Below are 16,272 nucleotides of genomic sequence, written 5' to 3'. Positions count from 1 at the left end.
GAGCTACTACGCCGCTCTCAACCGAGAGCTGCAACCCACATAGGGAGCGGCGGGAAACCTGGGGCGGTTCAGTACGCGACCAGCGCCCCGTGCTCGTAGAGGGTTTCCAGCTGCCGCACGAGGTCGTCCGCGACCGCCATATCATGGCTCAGGAGGCCGCACTCAAGGTTGAGTTTCGCGGCAGCGTTGGAGAAGTTGGCACTGGTAACCAGCGCAGAGGTTCGGTCGACCACGACAAGCTTCGCATGTTGCAGAGGGACGTACTCCCCCACTGGCTCCGGCGCGTACGCCCACACTCTTGCGCCAGCAAGAGCCTTCGGGATCACACCGCCGTTCTTCAGCTGCATTCCGCGGTCGACGATCACCGTTACGGCGACTCCGCGATCGATGGCATGCGTCAACGCCTGAACATAGTCCGACCCTACGCCGGCGGAGTAGGTTGCTGCGTACACAGTTGTCGTTGCTCTGTTAATGAGTTCAGCCGCGGCGAGCGTCGTTCGACCGCCGAGTCCTGGAACGGTTGGAGCAGTCCACACTGGTTCGGGGCGTGCCCTGCGAGGGACTGCTGCAATGCCGTCCAGGACAGCGGCCGCGAGCTCGGCGCTGCCTGCCTTTGCGACGAGGGCCGCTAGCAAGGCCCTCACCTCTACTCGGTTGACCGCGAAGGCGCGCTGCGCTGCTAGGTGTGGCAGCCCTTGTTGACGCAGGGCGGCAGCAATCGCTCCAGCCTCGGCGGGAGCAAGCAATTCGCCCAAGCGGGCGACGGGGGTCACAGATCAGTCCCGAAGGATCGGGAGCAGTAGGCCCGGCGTCGCGATATCGGTATCCACCATCAGGTCGAGGAGCAGTCGTCGGTCCAGGAACCGGTTGGTTCGCTCACAGCTGGTTTCGCTGACGAACAGGCAGAAGTGGCAGGCAGCGCCATGGAGGAAATCCTCTTTTCCCCGAGGGCGACGGTGGGAGCAAATCGGATCGCTGGAGCATCGCTCGCCTCGCCGGATCGCGTCGTGGACAAGCGCCCCAAGTCGTACCGGACGCGCCAGATCAACGAGACCGCCGAGCGTTCCTTCGCTGTCGGAGGCCGTCGTGGTGATGAGCAGACCGGCCGCAGCCGGTCGGTCGCCGTCCTCACGCCATGCGTAGATCCTCTCGGTGAGACTGGCCGAGCCGTAGCCGCTCGACATCGCTGCTTCCCTGATCAGTAAGTGAGACAGCGAATGGATCGCCCAATACCGTGGTGCCGGGAATCGACTGTCGGGATCAATTGTTCCGTCGGAAGTCTTACTGGTCCGGCGCTTGAAGTTAAGCTCGTGAGCACGGCGGTAAGTCTCCCAGATATTCATCTCAAGGATCTTGTTCTCCCATGCGACCACTGTCGGTTCATCGAAGCGCAGGAAGAAGCCTTCGCCGCGGTCCTCGGTAGCTGGCACCCAGGTCGGTCGGCCATCGCGGGTGAGCGGCGCGACCCTGTTCTTGCTGTCGTCAATGCGGTCGAGCGCATCGATCCGCGTGAAACCGACGAACGCGTTGACCTTCTTGAGTTTCTCGACGGCAACGACCTCATTGATGAGCGGCTCCAAACTCTCAGGCACCTCTCGGCGAACAGCGCGGAAGTCCGCGGACCCGGAGTGCTTTGTGTACTTCACCTCGTTGGTGAGTACGAGCCACTCAGGCAACAAGACGTCACTCGGATCGGTGCTCACCGCTGCGGCTGGGGGCGAGATCACACCGCCCTTGAGCGTCTCGATCGCCTCCCACAGCACATCGTCGGTGGAGTTTCCAAAGAGCTCGCTTTGTGTGAGGCTCCCAGCCCATCCTCGGAATCCGGCCAGAGCGTCCTTCGAGGTCGCCGATGCGACCACTTCGGGTGGGAGTGCCTGGAGTACCGGCAATAGGTCGATTACAGAAGCCACCTCTTCGCGGGGCAAGGCGAGAAGTCCAACCGTGGAGGCGAACCACTGGTTGGCTGCCCCAAGCATCATCAACTTCCCCGGCTGATCGCACTGGTAGAAAGCGTCCAGGTGCGGGTGCCTGCCTCGGCAGTGCGGCAACTTTTCGGCGGCTTTAGGACCAGTAGCTTCCAGCATCCCCCGCCGAGCATCGCAGGACAGACAGATGATCTGGACGTCAGGACCAAGGTTGCTCTTCCACTCACGCATCCGGAGCTGCGGAACCTTGGCGTTCGGGCAGTTGCGACCACGATGGACCCAAGCGACGTAGGGGAACTCGTCGATGTGACCATTGACGCAAGCGATCAAGTAGCGAGCAGGAACGGCTGCCTGGTCTCGGCCCTTTCTGGCTTTGGTCTTGCCTGAGCCCAGGCTCCAACCCTTGCAGCCCTTGTGGATGAACGACGCCTGGTCAGGCCGGTATTTCAGCACGTTCTTGAACTCGAAGATCGGATGGCTGACTGGTGCGAGCAAGTTGCACCCTGTGCAGCGCAGCCACTGGGGGAACACCCGAGCCGGGATCCCAAGGTCGATCGCTTCGTCTCCAAACCCGCCCGGCGTTTCGGGCGCCCACGGCGCTTTGCGGAGCTGGGTCACTTGGGCACCGATATAGGCCCGGACCAGATCCAGTAAGCGTGGTTCGACAACCACGTCTGCGCCCCCGGGACGACGGTCATAGTAACGCTGCCAAGCGTCCAAGCCATGCGGCATGACAGAAAGGTGAGGCAGGTCGACGGTGGCACCGATGCCCGAGGTGTAGAGCAAAGCTGACGGGCGTACCGAACCAACCTTGCTTCGGTTCTTCGTCGCCTTGGCCTCGATGTCGGCGATCGGGTTGAGTTCCGCTAGTCCGACTGTGACGGGCGCCAGTGCACCGTCTGTTGTCCCGGGCTCGACAGGTGCGTCGCTCACGCGTCATCTACTTTCGGGAAGCCCCATGCTGGGGATGCGGCCGGCTCCTTGAATGCGAGGTTGGCTGGCGCCGGGCTAACAAGAATGTTGAACTCTGGCTGGACCTCACGCATCGAATTAGCGACGACGAACACTCGGTCTGCCGGCGTCGTCACAGTGGTCTCTGGGCTGATGAGAAGCGGCCATTCGACTTGGTCTTTCCGGGGACGTTCATAGACAAGAGCCCCGCCGTATTCGTTTGCCTTGTCGTACCAACGGTCAAGGCGTTGAAGCAGCTTCTGACGCATACGGTCGAGCGTCTGTGAATCCGGCGCAGCGAGCTGTGCCCGAGCGACCAGCCGATCGATGATGCTCTGAGCAACAGGCAGTTTGCTGAGGACCTCCCCCGCGCCGACAGCCGGGGACAGCGACGACGCTTGGCCTTCGTCGACGACCCTGATTGCGCTGACCAACATGCCCATTAAGCCCCGCTCCATCGCAGTGTCGGAATAGGGGGTCACACTCAGTGCCTCGACCTGTGCATAAAAGGTCTCGTGGTAGTGCCTGAACGACTCGAAATGGGACATATCGCGGGGTCGCGACCAGTTCGCTAGCGACACCACGAGTCCCGGCTTACGCGCATCACGACCAACTCGTGACGAGGCCTGGATGTACTCGGCAGTATTCTTCGGCTGCCCCACGACCAGCATCAGACCGAGCCGGGGGACGTCAACACCAACTTGGAGCATCGAGGTGGCCAGGACCACGTCATAGGGGCGTGGCGGGGACTTTGGTAACGGCTGCTTTGCCTCGACCGCGACTTTATATGCCGTGCCGTAAGCGGCTTTCCCCCTGGTTGTCCAGCGATCGCCGAACGGAACAGCGAGATGGTCGAGGGTCCTGGAAATTTCCTCCGCCGAAATTCGCGAAGTGAGCTCGCCGATTGAGAGTCGGGTCCAGTCGGTGGTGCGCCGCGGGAACGGTTCGGTGTTGCCAGCGACACGAGTAGTGACATCGTCATCAAGGTATCTGCGCATGCCGGCCAATTCGCGCGTTGCGGAGAAATAACCGACAGTGGTCAGGTAAGGGTCCGCAGCGTCGCCGTGCTCATCGAGAAGCTTCTGACCTGCCAGCAGCAGAACCTCTGACATCCGGATCTCGGCGAGTGTCAGCCTGATGCCGTGGGCGCAGACCCCGATATATTTTCGTCCGGGATCGTCATCCGAGACGTGCTTCTCTTTTGAGAAGAAGGTGTCGCGAACGTCAAGCACCTGAGGCGGGAAGACCGCGACCCCGCGACCGTAAAGCGCAGTGACCTGGTTTAGGGCGTTCCGCACTGTGGCCGTAGACGCGACCACTAGCGGACGAACGGTAGTGCCATCCTGCTCGTAAGAGGACAGCACATCGACAGCGTTCTCAAAGACACCGACAGCTGTTCCGAGCGCGCCTGTGATCAGGTGCAGTTCGTCCTGGATGATCAAGTCCGGCGGACGCAAGCGGTTCACCGGCTGGAAGGTCACCTTCGGGTAACTGACGCCACCCTCTGTTCTAGCGGTATGCGACAAGGACGACTCCTTGCACGCGCCCCGACTGTCGGGATGACGGTAGCCATGGCGCGCGCACCGCTCGGACACGTACCCGAAGAGGCTGGCTGCCTCACCCTCGCGGGCCAGTCGAGCGAACTTATCGACCGTGGCTAAGAGGAACGTCGGCGGATTTCTATAGAGCTCGTCGTCGACGGTCGTGATCGGCAACGGACCCGCGCCCCCATCGAGGGAGAACGGGCAGAGTCCCTTGCGGTCACCGCACCGCACCTCGATCCGCTCAGTCGCGCTGACTGTGTGCAGATCCCGCTTCGGGTCGATCTTGGAGCCACACCACGGACAACGCTGTAACTGAAGGACGGTCAGACCGTGCGACTTGCCCGTGTCCTGTCGGGCAGCCTCCACCTGTTGTTTCGCGTCGGTGTAACGCTTGGGGCTGACGGCCGAGCCGACCCATAGGCCGATACTGAAGGAGCGTTCGCCCCAGGTGGCTGGGTCGGCCTGACGCGTCAGTTCTGCAGCACAAACCAGCGCAGCTGCTCTCTGGAACTGCTGGGATGTGAGCAGACGCAACGTATAACGCATGAGAACGGCGACGCCGTCACCTCCATCCAGGACGCCGCCGTCGGTCTGGATGACCCCTTGGAGACGCCGGATCGCGAAGGTGAATGCCGCCAGTCCGAGGTACGCCTCAGTCTTACCACCACCAGTGGGGAAGAACAGCAACTCGACGTTCGCAGCTGGACCACTACGGAATCCGTCGGTGGCGTCGGTGAGTGACGGCAGCTGAAGCAAGATGAAGGCGAGCTGGAAGGGCCGCCAACGAGCCGCGTCGTCGCCGATCTCCTCTACTTCAGCGACCGCGTCCTCGATCGAAAGTGTCCCGCGTTCGGACCGTTTTGCTGCAACCTGAGTGCGCATCCGCTGGTCACGCATGGTCTGATTCATGAACCGAAATGCCTGCAGTGCCTGCGGGTTCGTCTCAAGTAGTTCGAGCCCTGCTTTCAGCCGAGACACCACAAGTCCCGCCTCACCGATCGCCTCGTCCGCGATCATCTGGAGGTGACTCGGCAGATGAACGGCTAGCGAAACCTGCTTGTCCAGCCACTCACGGTAGCCGTCAACAAGCGACATGAGAGCGTCATCGACTCCGTCATGCCCAAGGTCCATGAGAACCCGCATCGCCGTTTCTGCCCCGTCCCCTTTTCCCGCGATGGTCTGCGGAACGTCAGCAGTCGGCAGCCAGAGCGTCTCAACAGAGGTTGCGCGCCGCAGCGAGTCTCCCTCAGCATCGAATCCCTCCGCCCACGTGACCGAGGCCGTGCGTCCGATAGCGAACTCGAGCCGGTGGCGGTACTGCAAGTCGAGCCGCTGCCGCTCCGGGTCGAGCTCGCCATAACCATCGGCGAGCACATCTCGCGTAGGCAGAAACACAGCATCTCCGCCGTTTGCTTCCACCTTTAACTTGGTCTGAAAAAGCCAGTCCCCTGGCGGCGCATCCAGGGCAGTGGTGCGGTCATTAGAGAGCGCCAACTCGACGATCGTGCGGTCATCACGCGGATAGAGTTCGACACGCAGCGTCACATCGGCATCGAGGGCAATCGGCGGTAGTGCGACGTGGTTGTCGTGCTCTCGTACATCGATCTCAGCGGTTCGCTCGAATGGGATACGCCTGGAGAACTGGATCTTTCGGCCGTCTTCATTCTCTTTGCGGAACGCCTCGTAACGCCCCCAGGATGCGGTAACGCTGAGGACCCCACAGTCACGTGGGACCTGCAATCGGAGTCCCATCGAGGACGGATGCGACAACGCACCCTTCGCACCCTCATCCCTCTCTTCATTGTCTTCAGCAGGGTCTTCGTCCGTAGGTACCGGGACACCCGACTGACCGTTCGCCATAGGGTCAAGATCGACGATGGCGCGCCCTGTCTCTGCTGGGTTGGCACCGTCGTCAGTTCCGGCACTGAAAGTTTGCGTCGGGTCGACGGTGACCGGCGCCAAAGATCCGACCATATAGGCTGCGCGCGGCGTCCCCTTGAGCTCCTCCGTCGGTCCGTTGCGCGGACCAAGCAACTCCTGCTTAATCAGCGCAATCAAGTCGGACCGAACTACGGTGGATGCGCTGACTGTCATACTGTCGATTCCTCTTGTCCGCTCGGCCAGTTCGGCGAAGGAACTAGCAGTCCTTCGTCTCGGGCTCGCTTGTAGTTCAGTTCCAGAAGTCGATCGAGGATCTCCAAGCGGTTCAATGCGCTAACTGACCACCGTTCCACATTCCGGTAAGTATGGAACCCATGCTCCAACTGAAGGTCCGCCCATCCGTACGCATCCACTACCGACCGATCGAGATCTGCGTGCATCTCTCTCATTCGATCTAGCTCAGCGTCAAGCCCCGCAGGCAATCTCGAATCGTTCACCAAATTATATAAATGAGTAAGTCCGATGTTTCTTCCCAACATGATTTCTTCACGCGTACAGTGCAAGCGCTTGGCCAGGTCGGCAACTTCCGACAGTTCCATCGGCAGCGGGAGCGTTTCAAAAACAGTGCTAGGCGTATACGTGGCATCCGTTCGCATGGTCGTCCCGTACTTGATCGCCCACAGTTGATGAGGGGAAGAAGAAAGGACACCAAGAAGGCCCCAATCATCGCTCGAGAAAACAACCAGTTTCGCATCGAGTACTTGGTTTGTCGAGACAACCGCCGGCATCAAAGTACGACTTACCTGAGCGATTACGATAGCGTGGTCCATCCCTTCAAGCGAGGCACGCATCGCGGGTCGCGGACGCAGGAACCGCCACCAGAACTTTCTAGCACCTGCGTCCGAATTCTCCAAACGGTAAGGGCGGACGTCGCGCTTAACTTTGCTGTAGGGAACTCTAAACGCTGATGCCTGCTTTTCAGACATCTCGGCAAAATCCACCACCCACCGTGTGGCCGTCATGGTAGGGGTCTGGTTTAAATCCTCTCCGTTAAGGTAAGGACGAACAACCTGTCGATTCTCTGGACTATCTTCAACCATCTGAAAGGCCTCTTCGCTCGTCACCGTAAAGCCTTTTCCTAGCACGATGCACCCTTGGTAGGCGATGTTCGCGTTCGCGCGCAACCGGAGAGGATCGCCCTGAACCCGACCTTCCGCCTCAAGTAGGGATGAAATCCGAAGAGCGGGCTCGTCATCAACGACTCGAACTACAGTCGGAGAAATGGCCATTGCGGCGCCCCACACCGCGGCATACTCAAGGTTGGCCGTAGCTGCCGGCCAAGGCTGACTTCTAACGGCGCGCGTAATCTCAATTCCCGACTTGACCATCCTCTCAAGACCAACCTCTCGAGAAACACCCTGGGCAATTGAATTTGTCGCGATCAATCCAATGGTTCCGCCACTCCGAAGTAACTGGCGAGCACGGAGGAAGAAGTAAGCTACTAGGTCTGCACTCCCGCGGGCCCCCTCCGCGAGGACGTGGATCAACCAATCGCGAACGTTGCTCCCCATCGAGCCGGTGAGCTTTTGACCACCCAGGAACGGAGGATTACCAATGATTGCGTCGAAACCACCCCGGTCAATTATGACGTCGGGAGCTTCAAGAACCCAGTGAAGCGGTTCCCACCGCTCGTAGTCAGTTTCCACAGCCGGCGCCAGCCCCGAAGCGATGCGGTCGAGGAGCTTCGTCGGGTCGCCCACAGAACCGTCAATAGGGAACGCCTCATTTAGCTGCCAAGTCAGCGTCTTGAATGCATCGTCAAGCTGGCGCCCCGGCTTGCCGCCCAGGGGCAACGCAGCAGCGACTAGCCCATCGGCGATGAGCTTGAGCTCACCGGTCATCAGTCTGAACTGCTCCAACAATCGTGACTTAGCTCGTGACGACCGCATCGGGTCCTGGTCGTCAACGGGACTCGCCATCTCCAGTCTCAGCTGCGTCGCAGCCGATATCTTCATATCAACATCGATCAGCAGTTGCTGCTGCTTGTTCGTTGGCTTCGGCGCGATATGCAGGTCGCGCAACTGGTCGACCGAGGTCAGTCCAAGAAGAGAGTTGCCGCAGAAGATTTTGTCGTCTACGAAAGAGAATGGCTTTGTCTTGTCCATAGAAATCAGCCAGAGCGAGAGCTTGCACATCTCGACGGCCATTGGGTTGATGTCAGCGCCGAAAAGGGAGCGGGCAATTACTTCCCTCAGCGCACGTCGGCGTAGCTCCTCGGGGTCGACCGAGGCAAGCTCGTCCAGCAGGCCTTCCTCGATCCATGCCTCGACGAGACGCTCCGAGAGGAATCGGGCTGCGGCTACCAGGAAGGCGCCAGATCCGGCCGCGATATCTGCGACCTTCAGGTCGACGATCGCGGCGGAAGACTTGAGCTTCCATTCGTTGCCGTCATTAGTCTGAAGCGGTCCCGGCTCGTAGACGAGAGGCTGCAGAGCGTGGAGTACGACCTCTTCGGCCAATGACCTAGGCGTGTAGTGAGCTCCCGCGTTCTTTCGCGAAGGCGTCTCAATCACGACGAGGCCGCCGACGGGTATCACTAGTGGGATGTTGCGAAGGTCGCGGCGGATCAGGTTTCCCCAGCTGACCAGGGTCTCTAGTAGGTCTCGGTCTCCGCCCGAGACCGGGGACAACATCCTGACCAGTTCCGCACGGTCGTCGCCGGCCGGTTCCCTGCCAACGAGCTTGGTCAGCGCTGCGACGGACTTTCCCGTCGCAGCCGGCTGGTTCTCCTTTATCCAACGAACGAGAGCCGTGGCGAACTTCTTGGAGTCGTCGCCGTGCTCGTCGCACAAGTCGTTGATGGCGAACAGCGGGATCTCAGGTTCGGCCCCGTCCTTGCCTACGAGTCCGAGGATGATGTCGTCAGCGACCTCGGCGCAAGAGTAGCCGAGGAGACCTTCATAGATGTAGCCGATCTGCTCGACGTCGATCTCGCGGAAGGAGATCCGGCGCCGTTCGCCTTTGGCGACGACGGTCTGCACCGACTCCAACACATGGAGCATCACTCGGTCGGAGACCTTGAGTCGAAGTCCGCGACTGTCCGTGGCATGGAGCCAGGGGAAGCGCTCTGGGTCGAGAAGCGATCCGCCGTACGCGGGCATTCGCATCTCGTCGTAGTTGACTCCCCCATGCAGTGCCTGGCTGACGGCAAGCAACCGGTGCCACGCGTCATAGCTCTCATCCAGCTGCTCTTCTCCTCCTGCCGCCTGAACCCGCAGATTCTCAAGGAGTCCCTTGAAGGCGTAGGAATCCCAATAGAGCTGCTCGGTTGGGAGCATGTCCCGCTCTTCAGCGAAGAGCAGAAAAACGATCCGCATCATCACCGTCACGGCGGCTTGGTATATGTCGTCAGGCCTGTCCGTGAGGGGATCTGGGGCACCGGCCTCCGCAGCCTCAAGCCGGGCCTCCGAGAAGGCTTGCACAAGGAGCTCAACGGACCGGCGCACCTGAGTGCCGAGCGCCTCAGTGATCTCCTCAGCTTCGAGCTCGCTGCGCTCGAAGAGGCGGGGCAGGCACTGCTCGGCGTCGGATGCACGAAAACGACGCTGGTCAATCAGAGTAAAAAACGCGTCGCGAAGCAGCGGTTCCTCAGCCCAGGTCAGCGCATTCACCATGCCGGAGCCGCTCGGTTTGCCTTCCTTGGCCCAGACCAACGCCCACCATTGGCCGTCAGTGACGAGACCTACCTCGACCTTCGCTTTGCGAAGCAACATGGCCAGGCGGTCGACCTCGGTGGCAGCCCAGCCGTCAAGACCGGCGTCCCGCAGCCCGGAGGTGGGGTCGCAAACTAGAAGCAACGCTGCCGTTTCGCCTTCGCGTCCCTTAAGTCCGGAGGTCGCGGTGACGGTGATCTGCTCGCCTGGTGAGCGGACCGTGCAGTCTGAGACTGAGTGCAGGTCATCCCACTCGGCCATTTCGTTGATGACAACGTCGATCCAAGCCCGCCGTACGGCGTCGTAGGTCTCCTTCGATTCCGGCGTCTTAGGTTGCTCCACATATTGGTCGAAGGCGCGCTGCCATTGGGCGTATGCCTGCTTGAAGATGATGAGGCGTTCGTCGGTGTTTCCGAGGCGGTCGACGCCGTTGGGCCACATATCCTTGATCACCGGGTAGGCGAGGAATGGTCCGTCAACGTCGACCTGAGAAAGCCAATCGCTGTGGACGTCGGCGATCCCGTGGGTGCGCTTTTTCATCGAATCACCAGCCCGTTCTCCGCGTCGTTCGGGGCAAGGGCGAAAATCACGGCGGCCGGGAACTCCCATGTGCGGATGTCCTCGTATCTGGTCCCAACGGCCGTAAGCTCGCGCTCACGTTCCTCGTCCAGTGCGTCGATACGACGACGGATTTCGCGAAGGTCGCGCTCGCTCTGACGATGCTCGTCCTCAAACAGGGCAAGCTGGGGGTCACGGTTCATGACTTCCGCCTCTCTGAGTGCATCACGCAGCGTCTGCCCGAACCGGTCGAAGATCTCGCCGACGCGCGCTATGTCAGCTTCGCGCCGATCGACAAGGTGTGCTTCGACGTCATTGCGGCGACGCGTGGCGCGGTCGCCGATGGCCTTCTGGACGCGAGCGCGAAGCCCATCTTCGCTCCCGGTGTTCCATGCGGCGGCAATTTGCGTGGCGATCGCTGGCGGGACACCCACTAGGTCTGCGCGGTCGAGCGCCGATTCCAGCAGTTCCTCGGCACGATGCTCACCCACTGCCTGTCGGCGAGCTAGCCGGGTGCCGGCAAGGAAAATCTCCTCATGGAGGCGCAAACCGGCTCGACCCACCAACACTATCCGGGTGACTGCGACGGCATAGGACTCCTGAAGACCAGGTACGACCGTGGCGGTCACTCTTTCCAACGCTCGGTCACCGCCCCACAGTGCGGAGCGAAGGCGCCGGGTGGAACGCTGAAGCAAGGGCGAACCGAGATGCATATAGACGACCTCAGGGTCCTCCGTCAACACCTGGGGATCGAAGGCGATCGGACGGGGCCTCACCTTTTTTTCGTCCAGACGGGTGTAGAGACTGCGGGTGACCTGCTCCCAGGAGTTGTCAAGATTTGGCAATCGGAACACAGGCACGTCAGTGTCCGCGGAGCCGACTAGTTCAAGCGGAGGAAGATTATTAAGCTCGAACGCCGTCTCGACCACGCGCTGCAGGTTCTCCGGGCGAAGATGGAGTCGCTCTCGACTCTCGGCGAGATTCTGCTCAAGTCGTGCCAACTCCGCGTTGAGCACCTTCTCACCGCCCATCATGCCGGCAATCGGATCCTTCTCCGCCTTTGCCCGGCGACCCTTGATTACCTCGCCTCCGAACTGACGTTGCAGGTCGGGCGCGATGATCTCATTGGCCGAGCCAAGGTCGCGCATAATCTGGTCGATCTTGACCGCGACGCGGGCCAACAGATCGACGTCCTTGCTAAGCGAGCTCCCGCCACTGGCAACAGGAGCGAAATGGCGAATATCAGGGACCTGCGTCTGGCCGTAGCGATCGATCCGGCCGATACGCTGCTCAAGGCGATTAGGGTTGAACGGGATATCGAAGTTGATCAACCGGTGGCAGTGGTTCTGCAGGTCAATGCCCTCCCCAGCCGCGTCAGTGGCCAGCAGGATCCGAACAGGCGTCTTGGCAGGGCTTTCGTTAAAGCGGGCGCGAATTAACTCACGGGTCTCTGCGTCCGTGCCACCGTCGATGATCTCGACACGGTCGTTCTCGTAGCCTTGCTGGCGCAGGATGTCGCGGACCCAACGCAGCGTATCGACATACTCGGTGAAGACGACGAGACGCTCATTGTTCCAGTCCCCGTGCGACCGGAGCGTGCCCTCGACGTAGGACAGCAACGCATCGAGCCTTGAGTCGGGCCGGCCCTCGAACCGGTGGCCCCACTCGCTGAGCCAGCCAAGATCATTTATATCTTCCTCAGTGAGCGGGGGCAGCGAGCTCTTCGCCTCTCTCAGCGCCTCAAGCTCGGGATGATCGACCATGCCCTCCTCCAACTCATCGGAATCGGGACCGAAGATCTCGTCATAGTCGAGGTCGAATTTGACGTCGAGACCGCGGGCGCGAGTGTCACGGTAGACGTCTACAGTTCGTGCGAACGCAACGGGCGAGGAGAAGAATCGCTTCTTCAGCAGCAATGTCGCCATGTCTCTCGCCGTCCGGCTCGCGCCACCTGCGGCGACAGCCTTGTCCCTACGCTGCGTGAGGGCGAGAAGCCGGTCGTATGCAGATGATTCGCCGTCCGTCGGGGTGTAATTGAGCTGACTCACCTCCCGTGCGAGAAACCCCTTCGCCTCCTTGAGATCACGCTTAAGACGACGAACCGCGACCTCCTCAAGTGCCACCGGGTCGATCTTGTTGCCGCGGACGAATCGCTGTGGATCGATCATCTCCAGAAGCGCAGCGAACGACTCCGTATATCCGTTGTGCGGGGTAGCGCTGAGGAAAAGACGGTGCTCGGAGCGCTCTGCGATCTCCCGAACAGCACGGGTCCGCTGCGAATCGACTGCGTAACCCCTTCGCTCCTGCCCGACCTTATTAGTGCGCACCGGACTACTAGGAGCCACGTGGTGGGCCTCATCGACAACAAGGATGTCGAAGGCAAAGCGCTGAGCGGTGTTAGTGAACGCAGCTCGGAGCAGTCGTTGAGCCCGCTGCCCGGGCAACCATGCCATCGAGACGATGATCCGAGGGAACAGCGTGAAAGGGTTCGCATGGACACCGTGCGATCGACGTACATCCTTCATCGTCTCCGAATTGACTACGGTGAAGTCGAGGCCGAACTTCTCCTGCATCTCGTCTTGCCATTTGAAAACCAGACCCGCAGGGCAGACCACGAGCACTGTTCGGGCGCGATGACGCAGGAGGAGCTCTTGTATCACCAAACCGGCCTCGATCGTCTTGCCGAGGCCTACATCATCAGCGAGCAGCAAATTCGCACGTGGGCTTGCCAAGGCCCGCTTGAGTGGGGTCAGCTGGTACGGCTCGACGTTGGCACCACTTCGGAATGGGGCCTGGACTGTGCCATCGTCAGCGCTGGTGATCGCACCCCACCGCAAAGCGTCAATGAAGGCCGCGAGCCTGTTGGGATCATCAAACTTCTCGGGGTCGATTCCCTCGGGCAGACCAAGATGCGCCAGGGCACTGCGCCCCTGCTCAAGCTCCCAAACGACCTTGAGCTCGTGTCCCAGCCTGTCTTCTTGGACAGACTGAAGGGTCACTGCGTGCTGAAGCTGTGCAGCAGCATCATCCGCAGTGGACCGGCCTAAGCCCTGCTGCTGAACGTCGACGACAGCCCAGTTCGCTCCCCTAACGGTAACGATCTGTCCGACTTCGGGCACAGCCGCGGGCGGAATCACAACTTCAGTCACACTGGCAAACAGTAGTGTTTACTCCAACGATTCGGACTTCATTGGCCGAACATGGGATAGGACGTCCCTTTCCATAACGGGGAAAAACCGGATGGGGAGTGTAAGCCTTGCTAGACCATAAGTGCATAGTTCCGACGCGACACGACACGAGCCGCCGCCAGAACACCATCGCTGGTTTGTGTGCCCCCAGTCGGACTCGAACCGACACTGTGACGGTTTTAAGCCGTCTGCCTCTGCCAATTGGGCTATGGGGGCTTGCCGGCCCCGCCGGAGCGGGGTCGGGTGGCGCACAGCGCGCCAGGGCCGAGCTAGCCAGCCAGGCGGGTAAGCACCGACATCGCGATGCCGTCCAGGATGTCCTTCTCACTTACCGTGAGCTCGGACAACCCGGCGCGCTCTGCCATCACATCACACAGCGCTTGAACCACGATGGAGCCCCCGCCGATCACGTCGGCGCGGCCCGGGTGCATCGGCCCGAGGCTGCGACGCTCGGCCACCGACGACGCCACCAAGCGGTCGCAGACCTCGCGCATGCGATCCAAAGGAATTACGCTGCCGTGGATCAGCTCGGGGTCGTACTCCCCCAGCCCCTGCGCCAGCGCACTCAACGTAGTGAAGGTGCCGGCCACGCCCACCCAGCGAGCAGCGCGGCCCACCGGCACCTCCCCGGCCTCAGCGAGCGCGTCGGCGATCACGGCGCGGGCATCGGCGATCTCGGCGGCAGTGGGCGGGTCCGAGTGGAGCACCCGCTCGGTGAGGCGCACACAGCCCACGTCGAGGCTGCGGGCACCGAGGATTCGGACTTCCCCCTTCACGATCTCGCCCACCACGATCTCCGTGGACCCGCCGCCGAGGTCGGTCACCACGAATGGCCCGTCGGACGGGTCGAGGTCGCTCACCCCGCCGGCGAAGGTCAGCTCGGCCTCGGTCTGGCCGCTGATTACCTCGGCGACCGCGCCCGAGAAGTGCGCACCGAGCACCTCGGCGGTCATGTCGAAGAATTCGTCCTTGTTGCTGGCGTCGCGGGTCGCGGAAGTGGCGACCATGCGCACCGACTGCACGCCGAGCTCGGCCATGGTGGCTGTGTAGTCGGTGAGCGCGGTGCGGCACCGGGAGATCGCTTCGGTCGAGAGCCTGCCGGTGGCGTCCACGCCTTCGCCCAGCCGGATGATCCGCATCTCGCGGGTGACGTCGGTGAGCCCGGGCTGCCCGGGCACGCCCTCGGCGACGAGCAAACGGATGGAGTTGGTGCCGCAGTCGACGGCTCCTACCCGGACGGCGCTATCGGGAGCAGCCGAGGTCACTCCTGCTCCTGCGCGTAGTAGTCGGGCACGCCCAGCTCCTCGGGCGTGGGCCAGTCCTCGGGCAGCGCATTGCCGCGCAGTCCGGCCTCGCAGGCCAGCGCCACGGACTCGTCGCCAAGCCACACCACCCCGGGCCCCTCGGCCAGTGCGTACGCCATCAGCACGTGCAGGCACTTGACCCGCTCGGGCATTCCGCCACCGGAGAAATCGGTACCGAGGTCCTCAATCTCGTTGCGCTGAGACAGATACCGCTCATGTGCCTGGGTGTAGTTGAGGGCCATCTCGGGGTCGGCGGTCAACCTCGTCGTCATCCCCCTCATGATCCCCGCGGATTCCTGACGGCTCGCCTCAGCGGTGAGCCGCGGATCGGTGAGGTAGTACAGCGTGGGGAACGGGGTGCCGTCCTCCAGCCGCGGCGCGGTCTTGACCACCCCGGGCCTGCCGTCGGGGCTGCGGTAGGACACCTCCAGCACCCCGCGCGGCCGCCGGCCCAGCTGGGCCTCGATCGCCTCGAGATCGTCACTGGACACGCTGTGTTCGGCGCTCACGCTGGGGGGTCCTCCTGTGGTTGGGGTTGCGGGGTGTCGACGCCCGGGGTCTCGACGCCGAGATTCCCGCGTTGGGGATCGACCGGAACGGCCGGGGTGTCGGGGCCGCCGGGGATGCTGGTGCCCTCGAGGACCGACGTGCCCCCCGGGAGATTCGAGTTCTCCGGGAAGATCGGATCGGCGGGCACCGAGATGGAGTCCCACACCCGCGTCTGCCACGGCAGCGCCGCCAGCTCGGCCGCGCGCTGTTCGGCCGCCGCCTGCTCCACCGGATCCACCGGGCTCACCCGGTACGGGGTCTCCCCCGGCTTGACGGCGCCGAAGCGGATGCGGGCCTGCTGCTCGATGTACGCCGGATCGGCGAGCAGCTGCTCTTCGGCCTCGAGCTCGGCGATCGTGGCCTGCAGCGCCGCCCGCTCCTGCGCCACCGCCTTCTCGTCCGAGAGGAACTGGTAGTGATTGCGCAGGGGGAACGACACCGTCACGAGCAGAATGATGGCGACGACGGCGAGGAGACCGATCCGCCGAGGCGTGTAGTTCCGCGGGCCCAGCACGGTGTCCGAGAGATCGGTTCGCGTGGTGAGCCGGTGGGCCTCCGGATGCGCGGTCGAGCCCACCCGGCCGGAGCGGGCCGAGGCTGGCACCGGCCGGTCCCGCTCCCGACTGGGCGTGCGCCGCTGGGGAGTCTGCCGGCGG

General features: G+C 62.2%; 8 protein-coding genes and 1 tRNA gene. All 9 read right to left on the bottom strand.

The genetic code is table 11. The features are described 5' to 3' along the window. Positions 1–68: 68 nt before the first annotated feature. A complete protein-coding gene (gene drmC / locus G6027_RS08515; RefSeq protein WP_346995665.1) occupies positions 69–773 on the bottom strand; it encodes a DISARM system phospholipase D-like protein DrmC in 705 nt (234 codons plus the stop codon). A 3-nt stretch (positions 774–776) separates the two neighbouring features. Continuing rightward, on the bottom strand, positions 777–2,861 hold the full coding sequence (locus tag G6027_RS08510) for a DUF1998 domain-containing protein (protein WP_346995664.1): 2,085 nt from the start codon (positions 2,859–2,861) through the stop codon (positions 777–779). Further along, entirely contained in the window at positions 2,858–6,517 is a 3,660-nt protein-coding gene (gene drmA, locus G6027_RS08505) for a DISARM system helicase DrmA (RefSeq protein WP_182636792.1), read from the bottom strand. Before drmA ends, G6027_RS08510 begins: the two co-directional genes overlap by 4 nt. After that, on the bottom strand, positions 6,514–10,557 hold the full coding sequence (locus G6027_RS08500; RefSeq protein WP_182636791.1) for a DNA methyltransferase: 4,044 nt from the start codon (positions 10,555–10,557) through the stop codon (positions 6,514–6,516). The genes drmA and G6027_RS08500 overlap by 4 nt, the downstream gene beginning before the upstream one ends. Beyond that, entirely contained in the window at positions 10,554–13,724 is a 3,171-nt protein-coding gene (gene drmD, locus G6027_RS08495) for a DISARM system SNF2-like helicase DrmD (RefSeq protein WP_346995663.1), read from the bottom strand. Before drmD ends, G6027_RS08500 begins: the two co-directional genes overlap by 4 nt. Positions 13,725–13,905: 181 nt before the next feature. Further along, a tRNA-Leu gene (locus G6027_RS08490) sits at positions 13,906–13,979 on the bottom strand. A gap of 53 nt (positions 13,980–14,032) precedes the next feature. Next, positions 14,033–15,028, bottom strand: coding sequence for a Ppx/GppA family phosphatase (locus G6027_RS08485; RefSeq protein WP_182636790.1), 996 nt, complete (start codon positions 15,026–15,028; stop codon positions 14,033–14,035). After that, on the bottom strand, positions 15,025–15,576 hold the full coding sequence (locus G6027_RS08480) for a DUF501 domain-containing protein (protein WP_182636789.1): 552 nt from the start codon (positions 15,574–15,576) through the stop codon (positions 15,025–15,027). Before G6027_RS08480 ends, G6027_RS08485 begins: the two co-directional genes overlap by 4 nt. Then, positions 15,573–16,272, bottom strand: a 700-nt coding sequence (locus tag G6027_RS08475) for a septum formation initiator family protein (RefSeq protein ID WP_182636788.1), incomplete at its 5' end; no start/stop codon positions are given. The genes G6027_RS08480 and G6027_RS08475, both read right to left, overlap by 4 nt.

Origin of the sequence: Dietzia sp. SLG310A2-38A2 (genome assembly GCF_014145095.1) — a bacterium.
Classification (GTDB): Bacteria; Actinomycetota; Actinomycetes; order Mycobacteriales; family Mycobacteriaceae; genus Dietzia.
This window is presented reverse-complemented; position numbering and strand designations above follow the sequence as displayed.